This is a genomic window from Aliiruegeria lutimaris (assembly GCF_900099935.1).
In the GTDB taxonomy this organism is placed as follows: domain Bacteria; phylum Pseudomonadota; class Alphaproteobacteria; order Rhodobacterales; family Rhodobacteraceae; genus Tropicimonas; species Tropicimonas lutimaris.
The window spans coordinates 14,697-28,603 of the sequence record NZ_FNEK01000027.1; the positions used below are offsets into that span (position 1 = coordinate 14,697).

A 13,907-nucleotide genomic window follows, 5' to 3' on the forward strand; every position below is an offset into this window, starting at 1 on the left:
AATGACACAGTTGGAACTGGCGACGGACCGGGGACATGTCGTGGCGGCGGAAACCCTTGCTGCAAGCCCGCTGGCGATCCGTGGCTTGACGGTCTCCTATGGCGAAAAGCCGGCGGTCTTTTCCATCGACGCGACGGTGCAGGACGGCTCGATGACGGCGATCATCGGCCCCAACGGCGCCGGAAAGTCCACCCTGCTCAAGGCTGCGCTTGGCGTGATCAAGCCGCTCTCGGGAACGGTATCGGTCTATGGCGCGCCGCTGGAAGGCCAGCGCGCGCGCATCGCCTATGTGCCGCAGCGCGCCTCGATCGACTGGGATTTCCCGGCCCGCGTGATCGACGTGGTGCTGATGGGGCTTTACCGCGAGCTCGGCCTTCTGCGCCGGTTGACTGGCGGGCATCGCCAGAAGGCAATGGACTGCTTGGAGCGTGTCGGCATGGCCGATTTCGCCGAGCGTCAGATCGGCCAGCTTTCGGGCGGCCAACAGCAGCGGGTCTTCCTGGCGCGTGCTCTGGCGCAGGACGCCGATCTCTACCTGCTCGACGAGCCCTTCGCCGGCGTCGATGCCGCCACCGAAAAGGCGATCATCGACGTGCTCAAGACGCTCAAGTCGCAGGGCAAGACCGTCATTGCGGTGCATCACGACCTGGCGACGATCACCGAGTATTTCGACCATGTCTTCCTGATCAACGTGCGCAAGGTGGCCGAGGGGCCGGTGGCGACGACCTTTACTGCCGAGAACCTGCAAAAGGCCTATGGCGGCCGTCTGGCCACGGCGCAGATCGAGGAATTGGAGCTAGGCGCGGGATAAAAGGATGCTGTTCGAAGCGCTGGCCCTGCAACTTGGCTACAACGCCACGCTGGTCGCCATTGGCTCGACCCTGCTTGGAATTTCGGCCGGGGTAACGGGCACTTTCCTGTTCCTGCGCAAACGCGCGCTTGTCTCGGATGCGATCAGCCATGCCACGTTGCCGGGCGTCGGCCTTGCGTTTATCGCGATGGTCTTGCTGGGCGGGGACGGGCGCAACCTCGCGGGGCTCATGGCCGGATCGGCACTCTCGGCGTGGATCGGGCTCATTTGTGTTCAATCGCTCACCCGCCGCACGCGTCTTTCCGAAGACGCGGCCATTGGTGCGGTTCTGTCGGTGTTCTTCGGTTTTGGTGTCGTCCTTCTGACGGTCATTCAGACGATGTCCTCGGGCCGGCAGGCGGGGCTCGACGGGCTGCTGCTCGGCTCGACCGCCGGGATGCTGATGCAGGATGCCATGATCATCGCCGGGGGCGGTGCGATAACGTTGGCGCTTGTCCTGCTGCTGCGCCGCGCCATGACGCTGGTGGCTTTCGATCCGCAATATGCCCGTTCCATCGGCATCGATCCCGACCGGGTCGACATGCTGACCATGCTGCTCGTGCTGTCGGTCACCGTGGTCGGGCTCAAAATCGTGGGGTTGATCCTGATTGTGGCGCTACTGATCATCCCGCCTGTCACCGCGCGCTTCTGGACCGAACGCAGCGAGAAAGTGGCGACATATGCCGGCGTGGTGGGCGGTGTGTCCGGCTACGTCGGGGCGGCGATCTCGGCTTCGGCTCCGGCCATGCCGACCGGCCCGATCATCGTACTGAGCTGTTTCGCGCTTTTCCTCGTCTCGCTCTTCCTGGCGCCGGAACGCGGCGTGCTGGCGGCCTATCTGCGCCATCGCAGGTTCCAGGAGAGAGTTCATATCCGGCAGGGACTCCTGTCGCTGGCCCAGCAACAGCCGGTCTATGAGCCCCTGACGATCCGGCTTCTGGCGCGCGAAGGACTCGCCCGGCTGGATGGCGTTCCGACGGAGGCCGGTCGCGCCCGCGCCGCCAAGGCCCTGCTCGACGAGCACCGATGGCAAATCGTCCATGGGATGGCTGATTTCGAGGCGATCTCCAGCCTTTATGACGGGCTGCGGGATATTGAGTCCGTCCTGACTGCCGACCAACTGGCCGAGATCGACGCCCTGATCGGCGGCCCGGCGGAGGTAATGCCATGATGGGTGAGGAGTTCGTCGCACTGAGCCTCGTGCCGATCCTGATCGGCACTTTCACCGCCATCGCTTGCGCGCTTCCGGGAAATTTCCTCGTGCTGCGCAAGCAGGCGCTGATCGGTGACGCGATCAGCCATGTCGTCCTGCCCGGGATTGTCGTGGCCTTCCTGGTGACGGGCACGCTGAGCACCTGGCCGATGATGATCGGGGCTGCCTTTGCCGCCATTATCGCCGTGATCCTGATCGAGGCCATCCGGCGGCTGGGACGGATCGAGACCGGTGCCGCCATGGGCGTCGTCTTCACTTCCATGTTCGCCGGCGGTGTGCTGCTGCTGGAGCGCTCCGACACCTCCACGGTCCATCTTGATGTCGAACATGCCCTGATGGGGAACCTCGAATCGCTGATCTGGCTCGATGCGATGGGTTGGTCCTCGCTGCTCGATCCGGTGGCGCTGGCGGGGCTGCCGCCTGAGCTGCCGCGCATCTTCGTCACCCTGCTGGGCGTGCTGGCCTTCCTCTGGCTGTTCTGGCGTCCGCTCAAGATCTCGACCTTCGACGAAGGCTTTGCACAGGGCGTCGGTATCCGCACCGGTGCCATGGGCATGGCGTTGGTCGTGGTGTCCGCCATCGCGGCGGTCGCCGCCTTCGATGCGGTGGGCTCCATCATCGTGATCGCCATGTTCATCTGCCCGCCCGCCGCGGCTCGGCTGATGACCAACCGGCTGGAGATCCAGGTCGCCTGGTCGGTCGCCTTCGCCGCGCTGTCGGCCGTGCTCGGTTACGTTTTCGCCGGCTACGGTCCGCTCTGGTTCGGTGGGCAGGATGCGGTCTCGGCCGCTGGAATGATCGCCACCATATCAGGTGTTATCCTCGCTCTGGCCGCGCTCTTCGGTCCGTGCAGGTCCCGCACCGGGGCGCCTTCGGGCGTGTAATGCCGCCAATTGCCGGTTAATCCGTCAAAACGGCGCCGGACCCCCGCGCCGAACTTGCCATTTCCGCCATGGACGGGCAGGGGAGGGGCAGAAGGATTGCAGACATGAAGAAACCGACCTGGGTGATCGACAAGGAACGCGCCCGCCGCGCCGCCGCCGCACAGACGATCTGGCTGTTCGGGCTGCATGCGGTCCGCGATGCGCTGGAAAACCCCGCCCGTGAACGGCTGCGCCTCGTGGTGACGCGCAACGCCGCCGACAAGCTGGCCGACGCCATCGCTATCGGCGGGCTTGAGCCCGAGATTGCCGATCCGCGCAAATTCCCGGTGCCGCTCGATCCCGGCTCCGTCCATCAGGGCGCGGCGCTGGAAGTGCGTCCGCTGGATTGGGGTAGCCTGGAGGATCTCTGCGCGCCCGGAAGCGCCTCACCGCGCGTCGTCCTGTTGGACCGCGTGACCGACCCGCATAACGTGGGCGCCATCCTGCGCTCGGCCGAGGTCTTCGGCGCCCGCGCCGTGATCGGTACGCTCCGCCATTCCGCCCCCGAAACCGGCGCACTGGCCAAGACGGCTTCCGGCGCGCTCGAACGCCAACCCTACCTGCGGGTCCGCAACCTTGCCGACAGCATGGTCCAGCTGCGCGAAATGGGCTACCTGCTCATCGGTCTCGATGGCGAAGCTGAGACCGACCTGGTGAAGGCAGCGGAAGAGGCACGGAACATTCCCCTCGGACTCGTGATGGGCGCAGAGGGCCCGGGCTTGCGGGAACGTACCCGCAATACTTGCGATAAACTGGTGAAAATCGACGCTTCCGGCGCTTTTGGCTCTCTCAATGTCTCCAATGCGGCCGCGGTCGCCCTATATGCCACACAAGTAAGGGCTACCGGAGAATAGGATGTACCGAAATACCAAGCTGGCAACCTGCTGCTACTGCGGCCTGCGCGCGGCGCTGGTCCTTGGCGAAGACCGCCATAGCTTGGCCTGTGGTGGTTGCGGTGCGCCCTTGAGCGACCTCAAGATCTTGCCGAGCGGCAAGACGACGAAGACGTCATCCGCGAGCAAAACGGCGTCTTTTGACCCCAGATCGGCAAAGAAAACGAAGTCGAAAAAGCGCTCCAAACCGAAAAAATCGTCGTTTCGAAGAGTGTTCGGTGATATTCTGGACGAGATAGAGGATATCTTTGACTAGGCCGCGCTTCGCGGTGCAGAGGTAGTCAAGTCCTTTTTAAGAGAAAACCGGCCGTGTTCACATTTTTATTACACTCTCTTGGATAATGCGAGATAAAACCTACATGATGGGTATGGGTTGCAGTTTTGGAACAACGCAACCCGCTGCACTGTCCCTCGTTCCGCAACTGGCGCTCGGTACTTCCGGGCGCCTTTTCTTTTGAACGCGATGCGGGCACATCTTGCCGCATGAACCCTATCGACCAACAGATTCGCGAGATCTTCAAACGCAGCCGCGTCATCGCCTGCGTCGGGGCCTCCGCAAACCCGGCCCGCCCTAGCCATTACGTCTCCATGTTTCTCAAGAAATGCGGATACCGCGTGATCCCGGTGAACCCCGGGCTGGCGGGACAGGAGCTGTTTGGCGAAACCGTGGCCGGCAGCCTGTCCGAGATCAAAGCCGAAGTGGACATGATCGACATCTTCCGCCGCTCGGAACAGGTTCCGCCAATCGTGGCGGAGGCGCTGATTCACTTGCCCCGGCTGCGCACGGTCTGGATGCAGATCGGCGTGGCCAATGCCGAAGCCGCCATTATGGCGGGCGAGCGCGGCCTTGATGTCATCGAAAACCGCTGCCCGAAAATCGAGATACCGCGCCTTTTCGGGCCGGACTGGCGCGTCGGCTGAACGTCGCGCGCTACGCGCCCCGGCTGGCCTTCTCGACGATCCCGGACGTGCCCTCGCGCCGCGCAAGCTCCGCTTCGACATCCGCGAGCGAAACATCCCGCGCAGCCAGCATGACCAGCAGGTGATAGAGCACATCCGCGGCTTCCGCGGTGAGCTTCTCCCGGTCGCCCTTCACCGCTTCGATGATTGCCTCCACAGCCTCCTCACCAAATTTCTCGGCACATTTCTCCGGCCCCTTCGCGAACAGCTTCGCTGTCCAGGACGAGTCCGGATCCGAACCCTTTCGGGCGTCTATGGTCTCGGCAAGCCGTTCAATGGCACTCATTTTCAGCCTTCATCTTTCAAGAAGTATCCCGGGGGTCCGGGGGCTGGCCCCCGGTCCCGCAATCTCAGTCCAGCCGAACGGGAATCCCCGCCGCCGCCATATGTTCCTTGGCCTCGCGGATCGTGTAATCCCCGAAATGGAAGATCGAGGCCGCCAGGACCGCGCTCGCTCCGCCCTCGGTCACCCCCTCTACGAGGTGGTCGAGCGTGCCCACGCCGCCCGAGGCAATCACCGGAACGCTCACAGCATCCGATATCGCCCGCGTCAGCGGCAGGTTGAAGCCCGCTCGTGTCCCGTCGCGATCCATCGAGGTCAGCAGAATCTCGCCCGCGCCCTTGGCGACCACGGTTTTGGCGAACTCCACCGCGTCGATCCCCGTCGGGCGCCGCCCGCCATGGGTGAAGATCTCCCACTTGCCGGGGCTCACCGTCTTTGCGTCGATGGCGACAACGATGCACTGGCTGCCGAAACGTTCCGCCGATTGCGCAACGACATCCGGGTTGGCCACGGCGGCAGAGTTGAAACTCACCTTGTCCGCGCCTGCCAGCAGCAGGTTGCGCACATCCTCGGGCGTGCGCACGCCGCCACCGATCGTCAGCGGCATGAAACATTGCTCCGCCGTGCGCGTCGCCAGGTCATACATCGTGCCCCGGTTCTCATGGGTTGCGTTGATGTCGAGGAAACACAACTCGTCGGCGCCGGCCGCGTCATAGGCCTTGGCCGCCTCGACCGGGTCGCCGGCATCGATGAGGTTGACGAAATTCACGCCCTTGACGACGCGGCCTTCCTTGACGTCCAGGCAGGGGATGATGCGGGTCTTGAGCATGGGGTCAGCCTCTGCGTCTGATCAGATGGGCGACAAGTGCCACGATTGCCCAGAGAAGGCCAGAGCCGAGGCTGAAGGGCAGGACCATCAACAGCCCCCAGGCCGCGAAAACACCCATCGAATAGGCGAGCACCCCAATCTCGACACCTGCCACCTGGCAAGGATTGGCAAAGCCTTCTTGGATCACGCAACCCCGCAAATCCGACAGCAGAATCACGCCAACCGCGCAGAACGCCCATATTAGAAACGGCCCGAAGGTGAGGACCGCGAAAACGCGGTTCAAGCGGCAAGGGCGCGCAGTGCCTCGCCCAGATCCAGTGCGCCGTCATAGAGCGCCCGGCCCGAGATCACGCCGGAAATGCCGACAGCATCGCGCAGCGCCTCGATATCCTTGAGCGAGGAAACGCCCCCCGAGGCGATCACCGGAATCGTCGTGGAGCGCGCCAGCGCGGCGGTGGCCTGCACGTTCGGCCCCTGCATGGCGCCGTCCCGGTCTATATCAGTATAGATAATCGCAGCGATGCCGGCGTCTTCCAACTGCCCGGCCAGCTGCGTCACTGTCACTTCCGTTTCCTCGGCCCAGCCACGCGTGGCCACCTTGCCATTTCGCGCGTCCAGCCCGACCGCCACCTTGCCCGGAAACAGCGTGGCGACCTCCCGGACAAGTTCCGGGTTCTCGACGGCAACCGTCCCGAGGATCACCCGTGACACGCCCTTGCCCAGCCACATCTCGATTGTCTCGATATCCCGAATGCCGCCGCCCAGTTGTACCGGCACGTTCACGGCTGCCAGGATCGCCTCGACGGCCGCGGCATTGACGGGCCGGCCAGCGAAAGCGCCATTCAGATCCACCAGGTGCAGCCATTCACAACCGGCCGCGACGAAGCGCCGGGCCTGTGCGGCCGGATCGTCACCAAACACGGTCGCCTTGTCCATATCGCCTTTCAGAAGACGCACGCATTGACCGTCCTTCAGGTCGATGGCGGGATAGAGGATCATGGCTTTGGCCTTTCATTATTGCTCGGGATGTTCTGTGCCACGACACGCGCGCGAATGCAAAGCGACGGAACGTTATTGTTGATCGGTCGAGCCCGGCTGCGACAGTGTGCCCAAAGCTTACCGGGAGGACACGAGATGAAGCTTCTTGCACTGGCGGCGGTCTTCGCTTGCCTCGGCACGATTGGCACTGCCGATCCGATACATGGTGTATGGAAAACCCAGCCGGGTGACGAGGGAAACTACGCACATGTCACGATCGCCGATTGCAGTGGGATGATCTGTGGAACGCTGGGGACGGCTTACGACAGTTCCGGCAATTCGGTTTCTTCCGACAAGGTCGGCAAGCGCATGGTCTGGGACATGAAGGCCGATGGAAACGGCGCCTATTCGGGCGGCAAGATCTGGGCGCCCGACCTTGACAAGACCTACAAGTCCAAGATGACCTTGAACGGCAATGCCCTCAAAGTGTCCGGCTGCGTCGGCCCGATCTGCCGCAGCCAGACCTGGACCCGGGTGAAGTAACCCGAAAAACAACGTTGAACTGAAGGGGCGGCGCTGCCGGCGCTTCCGTGGCCGGCCGAAATCCTGTGGCGGACAACGGGGGCTTCGCCCCCAGTGCACTCGCGAGCACTCCCCCAGGATATTTCGGGAAAGGGGAATAAGGCGCCATCCCCATTCATCTTTCCGGCAAATCTCCCCGCCGGAGGCACGATCTGCAAGATCGTTCAACGCGCGCAAAGCGCACGCCCCCGAATACAAGCAACGTTCAGCAGCCCGAGCGGTTCGGGTCGCGGCCATGGCCGAAGCCGTGGCCGCAGGGTACGTTATTCGAACTCGACCAGCAGGTCCTTGGCGTCCACCTGTTCGCCCGGACGCACATGGACCGCCTTGATCACGGCATCTCGCTCGGCATGGATGCCGGTTTCCATCTTCATCGCCTCGATGGTCACCATCAGGTCACCTGTCGAGACTTTCTGCCCCGGCTGAACGCCGACCGAGGCGATCGAGCCCGGCATCGGCGCGCCGACATGGCTGGCATTGCCCACTTCTGCCTTCGGGCGCACCGCCACCGCGCCCTGGCTCTTGCGGTCGGGTACCCGGATGACGCGCGGTTCGCCGTTGAGTTCGAAGAAGACCTTCACCAGACCTTCCTCGTTGGTCTCGGAGACCGCCTGCATGCGGATTTCCAGCGTCTTGGCCTTCTCGATAGCGGGCGTGATCTGCTCGCTCGGCACCATTCCGTAGAAGAAGCTGTGGGTCGGCAGGACGCGGACGGGGCCGTATTCCTCGTTGCGCGCGCGATACTGGCTGAAGACCTTCGGATACATCAGGTAGCCGTTGAGATCCTCGTCATCGGGATCGTAGTCGAAGCTCGCCTTCATCTCCGCGCGCACCTTTTCGAGATCGATCGGGGCAAGGTTCTTGCCCGGACGCTCCGTGGAGGGGGCTTCGCCCTTGAGGATCTTCTTTTGCAGGGCCGCGGGCCAGCCGCCCGGGGGTTGACCGAGCGCGCCGCGCATCATGTCGATCACCGAGTCCGGGAAGGAGACGTCCCGCTCCGGATTTTCGACATCGGCGCGGGTGAGGCCCTGGGAGACCATCATCAGCGCCATATCGCCCACCACCTTGGAAGACGGTGTGACCTTCACGATGTCGCCGAACATCTGGTTCACCTCGGCATACATGTGGGCCACCTCGTGCCAGCGTTCGTCCAGACCCATCGAGCGGGCCTGCGCCTTGAGATTGGTGAACTGTCCGCCCGGCATCTCATGCAGGTAGACTTCGGAGGCGGGCGCCTGCATGCCGCTCTCGAAGGCGACGTAATGGCCACGCACGGCTTCGAAGTAGTTGGATATCCGGCGGATTTCCTCGATATCGAGCCCCGTGTCACGATCGGTATGAGCCAGCGCCTCGACCACGGTGCCGAGCGTGGCCTGCGAGGTGTTGCCGGAGAAAGCGTCCATCGCGCAGTCGACCGCGTCCACGCCCGCCTCGGAAGCGGCCAGGATCGTGGCGCAGGCAATGCCGGCGGTGTCATGGGTGTGGAAATGGATCGGCAGGCCGACCTCTTCCTTCAGCGCCTTGATCAGCACCCGCGCGGCGGCGGGCTTCAAGAGGCCTGCCATGTCCTTCAGCCCGAGAATATGCGCGCCGGCGGCCTTCAGGTCCTTGGCCGTGGCGACATAGTAGTTCAGGTCATACTTGGCCCGGTCTGGGTTCAGAATATCGCCCGTGTAGCAGACGGTGCCCTCGCAGACCTTGTTGTTCTCGACCACCGCATCCATCGCGACGCGCATGTTCTCGACCCAGTTGAGGCTGTCGAAGACGCGGAAGACGTCGATGCCGGTCTCGGCGGCCTGTTTCACGAAGGCCTGCACCACGTTGTCGGGATAGTTGGTGTAGCCCACGCCGTTGGCCCCGCGCAGCAGCATCTGGGTCATCAGGTTGGGCATGGCAGCGCGCAGGTCGCGCAGACGTTGCCAGGGGCATTCCTGCAGGAAACGATAGGCGACGTCGAAGGTCGCGCCGCCCCAGCATTCCACCGAGAAGAGCTGCGGCAGGTTTGCCGAATAGGCGGGCGCAACGTTGATCATGTCGATGGAGCGCATCCGGGTGGCCAGGAGCGACTGGTGGCCGTCCCGCATGGTGGTGTCGGTGATCAGCAGCTGTTTCTGGTCCGCCATCCAGTCGGCGACGGCCTGGGGGCCGAAATCCTCAAGGATGTTGCGCGTGCCGGGCTTCGGATTGTGTGTCAGCAGCGGCGGAACCACGGGCTGGCGAATATCGGCGGGTGGCTTGGGCCGGCCCGCAACGTCCGGGTGTCCGTTCACAGTGATATCGGCGATGTAGCGCAAGAGCTTCGTCGCGCGGTCCTTGCGTCGCGGGAAGTGGAACAGCTCCGGCGTCTCGTCGATGAACTTGGTGTGGTATTCGTTGTTGAGGAACATCGGATGCGCGAGCAGGTTCTCGACGAAGGCGATGTTGGTGGCAACGCCACGGATGCGGAACTCACGCAGCGCGCGGTCCATCCGGGCGATCGCATCCTCGGGCGTCGGCGCCCAGACGGTGACTTTTTCCAGCAGCGAGTCGTAATAGCGGGTGATCACCGCGCCTGTATAGGCCGTGCCGCCGTCGAGCCGGACGCCCATCCCGGTGGCACCGCGATAGCCAGTGATGCGGCCGTAATCGGGGATGAAATTGTTGCGCGGGTCCTCGGTGGTGATCCGGCACTGCATGGCGTGGCCGTCGAGTTTCACGTCATACTGGCTCGCAACGCCAGTCGCCTCGATCAGGCTCTTGCCCTCGGTCACGAGGATCTGGGCGCGGACGATGTCGATCCCGGTGACTTCCTCGGTGACGGTGTGTTCCACCTGCACGCGCGGGTTCACCTCGATGAAGTAGAACTCGCCCGAATCCATATCCATCAGGAACTCGACGGTACCGGCGCATTGGTAGTGCACATGCTCGCAGATGCGCTTGCCGAGCGCGCAGATCTTCTCGCGCTGTGCGGAGGAGAGATACGGCGCGGGTGCGCGTTCCACGACCTTCTGGTTGCGGCGCTGCACGGAGCAGTCGCGCTCGTAGAGGTGATAGATCTTGCCATGCTGGTCGCCGATGATCTGCACCTCGACATGCCGGGCGCGGGTGATCATCTTCTCGAGGAACCCTTCGCCATTGCCGAAGGCCGCCTCGGCCTCGCGCCGGCCTTCGAGCACCTTTTCGACCAGCTCCTTTTCGCTCATGATCGGGCGCATGCCGCGCCCGCCGCCGCCCCAGGAGGCCTTGAGCATCAGCGGGTAGCCGATCTCGGCGGCCTCTTTCTTGACCGCTTCCATGTCATCGCCCAGCACGCCGGTGGCCGGAATGACCGGCACCCCGGCCTCGACGGCGATCTTGCGCGCGCTGGCCTTGTCGCCGAGCTGGCGCATGGTTTCGGCCTTGGGCCCAATGAAGGCGATGCCGTTGGCGGTGCAGGCATCGACGAAATCGGGGTTCTCGGAAAGCAGCCCATAACCGGGATGAATCGCGTCGGCGCCACATTCCTTAGCGACCCGAATGATCTCGTCGATCGACAGATAGGCCTGGACCGGGCCGAGACCTTCGCCGATGGAATATGCTTCGTCGGCCTTGAACCGGTGCAGGGAAAGCTTGTCTTCCTCGGCATAGACGGCAACGGTGCGTTTGCGCAGTTCAGAGGCTGCACGCATGACGCGAATGGCAATCTCGCCGCGGTTGGCGACAAGGATCTTGTTGAATTCGGGCATGGCGGGCCTCCCTTTGCAGTTGCAGCATAGGTGTAAGTCGGTTCGGGTTTACATGGCAATAACGTATAAATCGGTATGGCGTCATCTTTAAAAAAATCGATGATAATAATAATAATTCAAAAAAATAGATTATATTGCGTTGGTGCCGGTGTTTGGTTGTAACGAAGAGCGGCGGAACACATGGCGAACACAGGTTTTCCTTGTCCGCCGTGCAGGGTAAGGTGTGGGCATGAGCAGTTACGATGACGAAGAGGCCTTCGCGGCCGCAGTTCCGCTTTCGCAGCGCGCCATGGCGGCGCGCTCGATGCCCTATCTCGATGAGCTGAACCCGGCGCAGCGGGACGCTGTCGAAACGCTGAATGGGCCGGTGCTGATGCTGGCCGGTGCCGGGACCGGCAAGACCAAGGCGCTGACGGCGCGAATTGCGCATTTGCTCAATACCGGGTCTGCGCGGCCGAACGAGATTCTCGCGGTGACATTCACCAACAAGGCCGCGCGGGAAATGAAGGAGCGGGTGGCGCGGCTTCTGGGCGAATCTGTCGAGGGAATGCCGTGGCTTGGCACCTTCCACGCGATCTGTGTGAAGCTGTTGCGGCGGCATGCCGAACTGGTTGGCTTGAAGTCGAATTTCACCATTCTCGATACCGATGACCAGCAACGCCTGCTCAAGCAGTTGATCGTGGCCGCCGGGATCGACGAGAAACGCTGGCCGCCACGCCACCTGGCGCAGGTGATCGAAAATTGGAAGAACCGGGCCTGGACGCCGGACACGGTGCCGTCTGCAGAGTCGGGCGCCTTCGACCGCAAGGGGGTGGCGCTTTACGCCCAGTACCAGGAGCGGCTTCGGACACTCAACGCCGTGGATTTCGGCGACCTGCTGCTGCATGTGGTGACGGTCTTTCAGCGCCACGAGGACGTGCTCGCCCAGTATCAACGCTGGTTCCGCTACATTCTGGTCGACGAGTACCAGGACACCAACGTGGCCCAGTACCTTTGGCTGCGTCTTCTGGCCGGCGGGCACAAGAATATCTGCTGCGTGGGCGATGACGACCAGTCGATCTACGGTTGGCGGGGCGCCGAAGTGGGCAATATCCTGCGGTTCGAAAAGGATTTTCCGGGCGCCGTCGTGGTGCGGCTGGAACAGAACTACCGCTCCACCGCCCATATCCTGGCCGCTGCCTCCGGTGTGATCGAGGCCAACAAGGGCCGGCTTGGCAAGACGCTCTGGACGGCGGCCGAGGGCGGCGAAAAGGTTCGCCTCATTGGCCATTGGGACGGCGAGGAAGAGGCGCGTTGGATCGGCGAAGAGCTGGAGGCGATGGGGCCGGGCACGCGTGGCCAGCGGCCGATTGGTCTCGATGAATGCGCGATTCTGGTTCGTGCCTCGCACCAGATGCGGGCCTTCGAGGATCGTTTCCTGACCATCGGTCTGCCCTATCGCGTCATCGGGGGGCCGCGTTTCTACGAGCGGATGGAGATCCGCGATGCGATGGCCTATTTCCGGCTCGCGGTGAGTCTCGAGGACGATCTCGCCTTCGAGCGTATCGTGAACACGCCCAAGCGCGGTCTTGGCGACAAGGCTCAGCAGAAAATCCAGGTGGCGGCGCGCGCTAACGGGGTGTCGTTGGTGGACGGCGCGAAGATCCTGTTGGCTGCCAAGGGGCTGACTGGCAAGGGCGCGAAAGCGCTGGCCGAATTGTTGAGCGGGCTGGAGCGTTGGCATCGCGCCGCCGTCGGCACCGCGCCGCCTTTGCCAGACGATGACGATGTGCTCGATGACGGGCTCTTCGTGGCAAGCGCGCCGGGCGCGGGGCCGCGCGTGTCGCATATCGAACTGGCCGAGACGATTCTCGAGGAATCCGGCTACACGGCGCATTGGCAGAACGAAAGGACACCTGAAGCGCCTGGGCGGTTGGAAAACCTCAAGGAGCTGGTCAAGGCGCTGGAAAATTTCGACAATCTTCAGGGTTTCCTAGAGCATGTCGCGTTGATCATGGACAACGAGACCGAGGATTCCGAGGCCAAGGTCACGCTGATGACGCTGCACGCGGCCAAGGGGCTGGAATTTCCGGCCGTCTTCCTGCCGGGCTGGGAGGACGGGTTGTTCCCCAGCCAGCGGGCGATGGACGAGACCGGGCTCAAGGGGCTGGAGGAGGAACGGCGGCTGGCCTATGTCGGCATCACGCGTGCCGAGGAACTCTGCACGATTTCCTTCGCCGCCAATCGCCGGATCTATGGCCAGTGGCAGTCGGCGCTACCCTCGCGTTTCATTGATGAATTGCCCGAAGCGCATGTCGATGTGCTGACCCCGCCGGGGCTCTATGGCGGCGGCTACGGTGCTGCGGCCACGGCCCAGCCCGCGCGCTCGGACCTGCACGAGAAGGCATCGCGGGCCGATGTCTACAATTCGCCTGGCTGGAAACGGATGCAGGCCCGCAGCCAGACGCGCCCGACGGGGCAGCCGCGCGAAACCCGCAACATCACGATCGACCTGGAGGCCGTCTCGGCCTTTGGCTTGGGAGACAGGGTGTTCCACACGAAATTCGGCTATGGCGCGGTCACGGCGATCGAGGGCGACAAGCTTGACATCGCCTTCGACAAGGCCGGGGTGAAGAAAGTTGTCGCGAAATTCGTCGTTCCGGCGGCCTCAGCCGATGATGTGCCCTTTTGACCTGCGACATTTTGTGTGTAA

The 13,907-nt window shown here is 63.3% G+C and carries 13 protein-coding genes; 8 read left to right on the forward strand and 5 right to left on the reverse strand.

Annotated features, from left to right (window positions below):
* Position 1: 1 nt before the first annotated feature.
* The 6 genes from aztA (at position 2) to BLR85_RS13925 (ending at position 4,800) form a co-directional block, all read left to right on the forward strand.
* Positions 2–811 (forward strand): zinc ABC transporter ATP-binding protein AztA, encoded by an 810-nt coding sequence (gene aztA, locus BLR85_RS13900; protein WP_093157015.1) that lies wholly within the window; start codon positions 2–4, stop codon positions 809–811.
* A 4-nt stretch (positions 812–815) separates the two neighbouring features.
* A complete protein-coding gene (locus BLR85_RS13905; RefSeq protein ID WP_093157018.1) occupies positions 816–2,021 on the forward strand; it encodes a metal ABC transporter permease in 1,206 nt (401 codons plus the stop codon).
* Positions 2,018–2,947, forward strand: coding sequence for a metal ABC transporter permease (locus BLR85_RS13910; protein ID WP_093157020.1), 930 nt, complete (start codon positions 2,018–2,020; stop codon positions 2,945–2,947). Before BLR85_RS13905 ends, BLR85_RS13910 begins: the two co-directional genes overlap by 4 nt.
* A 104-nt stretch (positions 2,948–3,051) precedes the next feature.
* Complete coding sequence (gene rlmB / locus BLR85_RS13915) at positions 3,052–3,840, forward strand: 23S rRNA (guanosine(2251)-2'-O)-methyltransferase RlmB (RefSeq protein ID WP_093157023.1); 789 nt, start codon at positions 3,052–3,054, stop codon at positions 3,838–3,840.
* A 1-nt stretch (position 3,841) separates the two neighbouring features.
* A complete protein-coding gene (locus BLR85_RS13920) occupies positions 3,842–4,135 on the forward strand; it encodes a hypothetical protein (protein WP_093157026.1) in 294 nt (97 codons plus the stop codon).
* Between the two features lie 227 nt (positions 4,136–4,362).
* Entirely contained in the window at positions 4,363–4,800 is a 438-nt protein-coding gene (locus tag BLR85_RS13925; protein ID WP_093157029.1) for a CoA-binding protein, read from the forward strand.
* Between the two features lie 10 nt (positions 4,801–4,810).
* Here the strand turns inward: BLR85_RS13925 and BLR85_RS13930 are convergent, their stop codons facing one another.
* From BLR85_RS13930 to hisA, 4 genes are all read right to left on the reverse strand, one after another.
* Positions 4,811–5,125: a phosphoribosyl-ATP diphosphatase gene (locus tag BLR85_RS13930; RefSeq protein WP_093157032.1), complete on the reverse strand. Its 315-nt coding sequence runs from the start codon at positions 5,123–5,125 to the stop codon at positions 4,811–4,813.
* 64 nt (positions 5,126–5,189) lie between these two features.
* Positions 5,190–5,951, reverse strand: coding sequence for an imidazole glycerol phosphate synthase subunit HisF (gene hisF, locus BLR85_RS13935; protein WP_093157035.1), 762 nt, complete (start codon positions 5,949–5,951; stop codon positions 5,190–5,192).
* Between the two features lie 4 nt (positions 5,952–5,955).
* Positions 5,956–6,138, reverse strand: a complete 183-nt coding sequence (locus BLR85_RS13940) for a hypothetical protein (protein ID WP_244520729.1) — start codon at positions 6,136–6,138, stop codon at positions 5,956–5,958.
* A gap of 92 nt (positions 6,139–6,230) precedes the next feature.
* The gene (gene hisA / locus BLR85_RS13945; RefSeq protein ID WP_093157038.1) at positions 6,231–6,950 is read right to left on the reverse strand and encodes a 1-(5-phosphoribosyl)-5-[(5-phosphoribosylamino)methylideneamino]imidazole-4-carboxamide isomerase; all 720 of its coding nucleotides are present in this window, start codon (positions 6,948–6,950) and stop codon (positions 6,231–6,233) included.
* Positions 6,951–7,085: 135 nt separating this feature from the next.
* Between hisA and BLR85_RS13950 the strand changes: the two genes are divergently transcribed.
* Positions 7,086–7,472, forward strand: a complete 387-nt coding sequence (locus BLR85_RS13950; protein WP_093157040.1) for a DUF2147 domain-containing protein — start codon at positions 7,086–7,088, stop codon at positions 7,470–7,472.
* A 302-nt stretch (positions 7,473–7,774) separates the two neighbouring features.
* Here BLR85_RS13950 and BLR85_RS13955 read toward each other — a convergent pair whose 3' ends face one another.
* On the reverse strand, positions 7,775–11,215 hold the full coding sequence (locus tag BLR85_RS13955) for a pyruvate carboxylase (protein ID WP_093157043.1): 3,441 nt from the start codon (positions 11,213–11,215) through the stop codon (positions 7,775–7,777).
* 229 nt (positions 11,216–11,444) lie between these two features.
* Here BLR85_RS13955 and BLR85_RS13960 point away from each other — a divergent pair, with 229 nt between their 5' ends.
* A complete protein-coding gene (locus BLR85_RS13960) occupies positions 11,445–13,886 on the forward strand; it encodes an ATP-dependent helicase (protein ID WP_093157046.1) in 2,442 nt (813 codons plus the stop codon).
* Positions 13,887–13,907: the final 21 nt, after the last annotated feature.

Excerpts from the sequence above, each read along its gene's own strand:
- aztA (WP_093157015.1), top strand. The coding sequence starts at position 2 with ATGACACAGTTGGAACTGGCGACGGACCGGGGACATGTCGTGGCGGCG.
- BLR85_RS13955 (WP_093157043.1), bottom strand. The coding sequence starts at position 11,215 with ATGCCCGAATTCAACAAGATCCTTGTCGCCAACCGCGGCGAGATTGCC.
- BLR85_RS13920 (WP_093157026.1), top strand. The coding sequence starts at position 3,842 with ATGTACCGAAATACCAAGCTGGCAACCTGCTGCTACTGCGGCCTGCGC.
- BLR85_RS13905 (WP_093157018.1), top strand. The coding sequence starts at position 816 with ATGCTGTTCGAAGCGCTGGCCCTGCAACTTGGCTACAACGCCACGCTG.
- BLR85_RS13925 (WP_093157029.1), top strand. The coding sequence starts at position 4,363 with ATGAACCCTATCGACCAACAGATTCGCGAGATCTTCAAACGCAGCCGC.
- BLR85_RS13930 (WP_093157032.1), bottom strand. The coding sequence starts at position 5,125 with ATGAGTGCCATTGAACGGCTTGCCGAGACCATAGACGCCCGAAAGGGT.
- BLR85_RS13960 (WP_093157046.1), top strand. The coding sequence starts at position 11,445 with ATGAGCAGTTACGATGACGAAGAGGCCTTCGCGGCCGCAGTTCCGCTT.
- BLR85_RS13910 (WP_093157020.1), top strand. The coding sequence starts at position 2,018 with ATGATGGGTGAGGAGTTCGTCGCACTGAGCCTCGTGCCGATCCTGATC.
- BLR85_RS13950 (WP_093157040.1), top strand. The coding sequence starts at position 7,086 with ATGAAGCTTCTTGCACTGGCGGCGGTCTTCGCTTGCCTCGGCACGATT.
- hisA (WP_093157038.1), bottom strand. The coding sequence starts at position 6,950 with ATGATCCTCTATCCCGCCATCGACCTGAAGGACGGTCAATGCGTGCGT.
- rlmB (WP_093157023.1), top strand. The coding sequence starts at position 3,052 with ATGAAGAAACCGACCTGGGTGATCGACAAGGAACGCGCCCGCCGCGCC.
- hisF (WP_093157035.1), bottom strand. The coding sequence starts at position 5,951 with ATGCTCAAGACCCGCATCATCCCCTGCCTGGACGTCAAGGAAGGCCGC.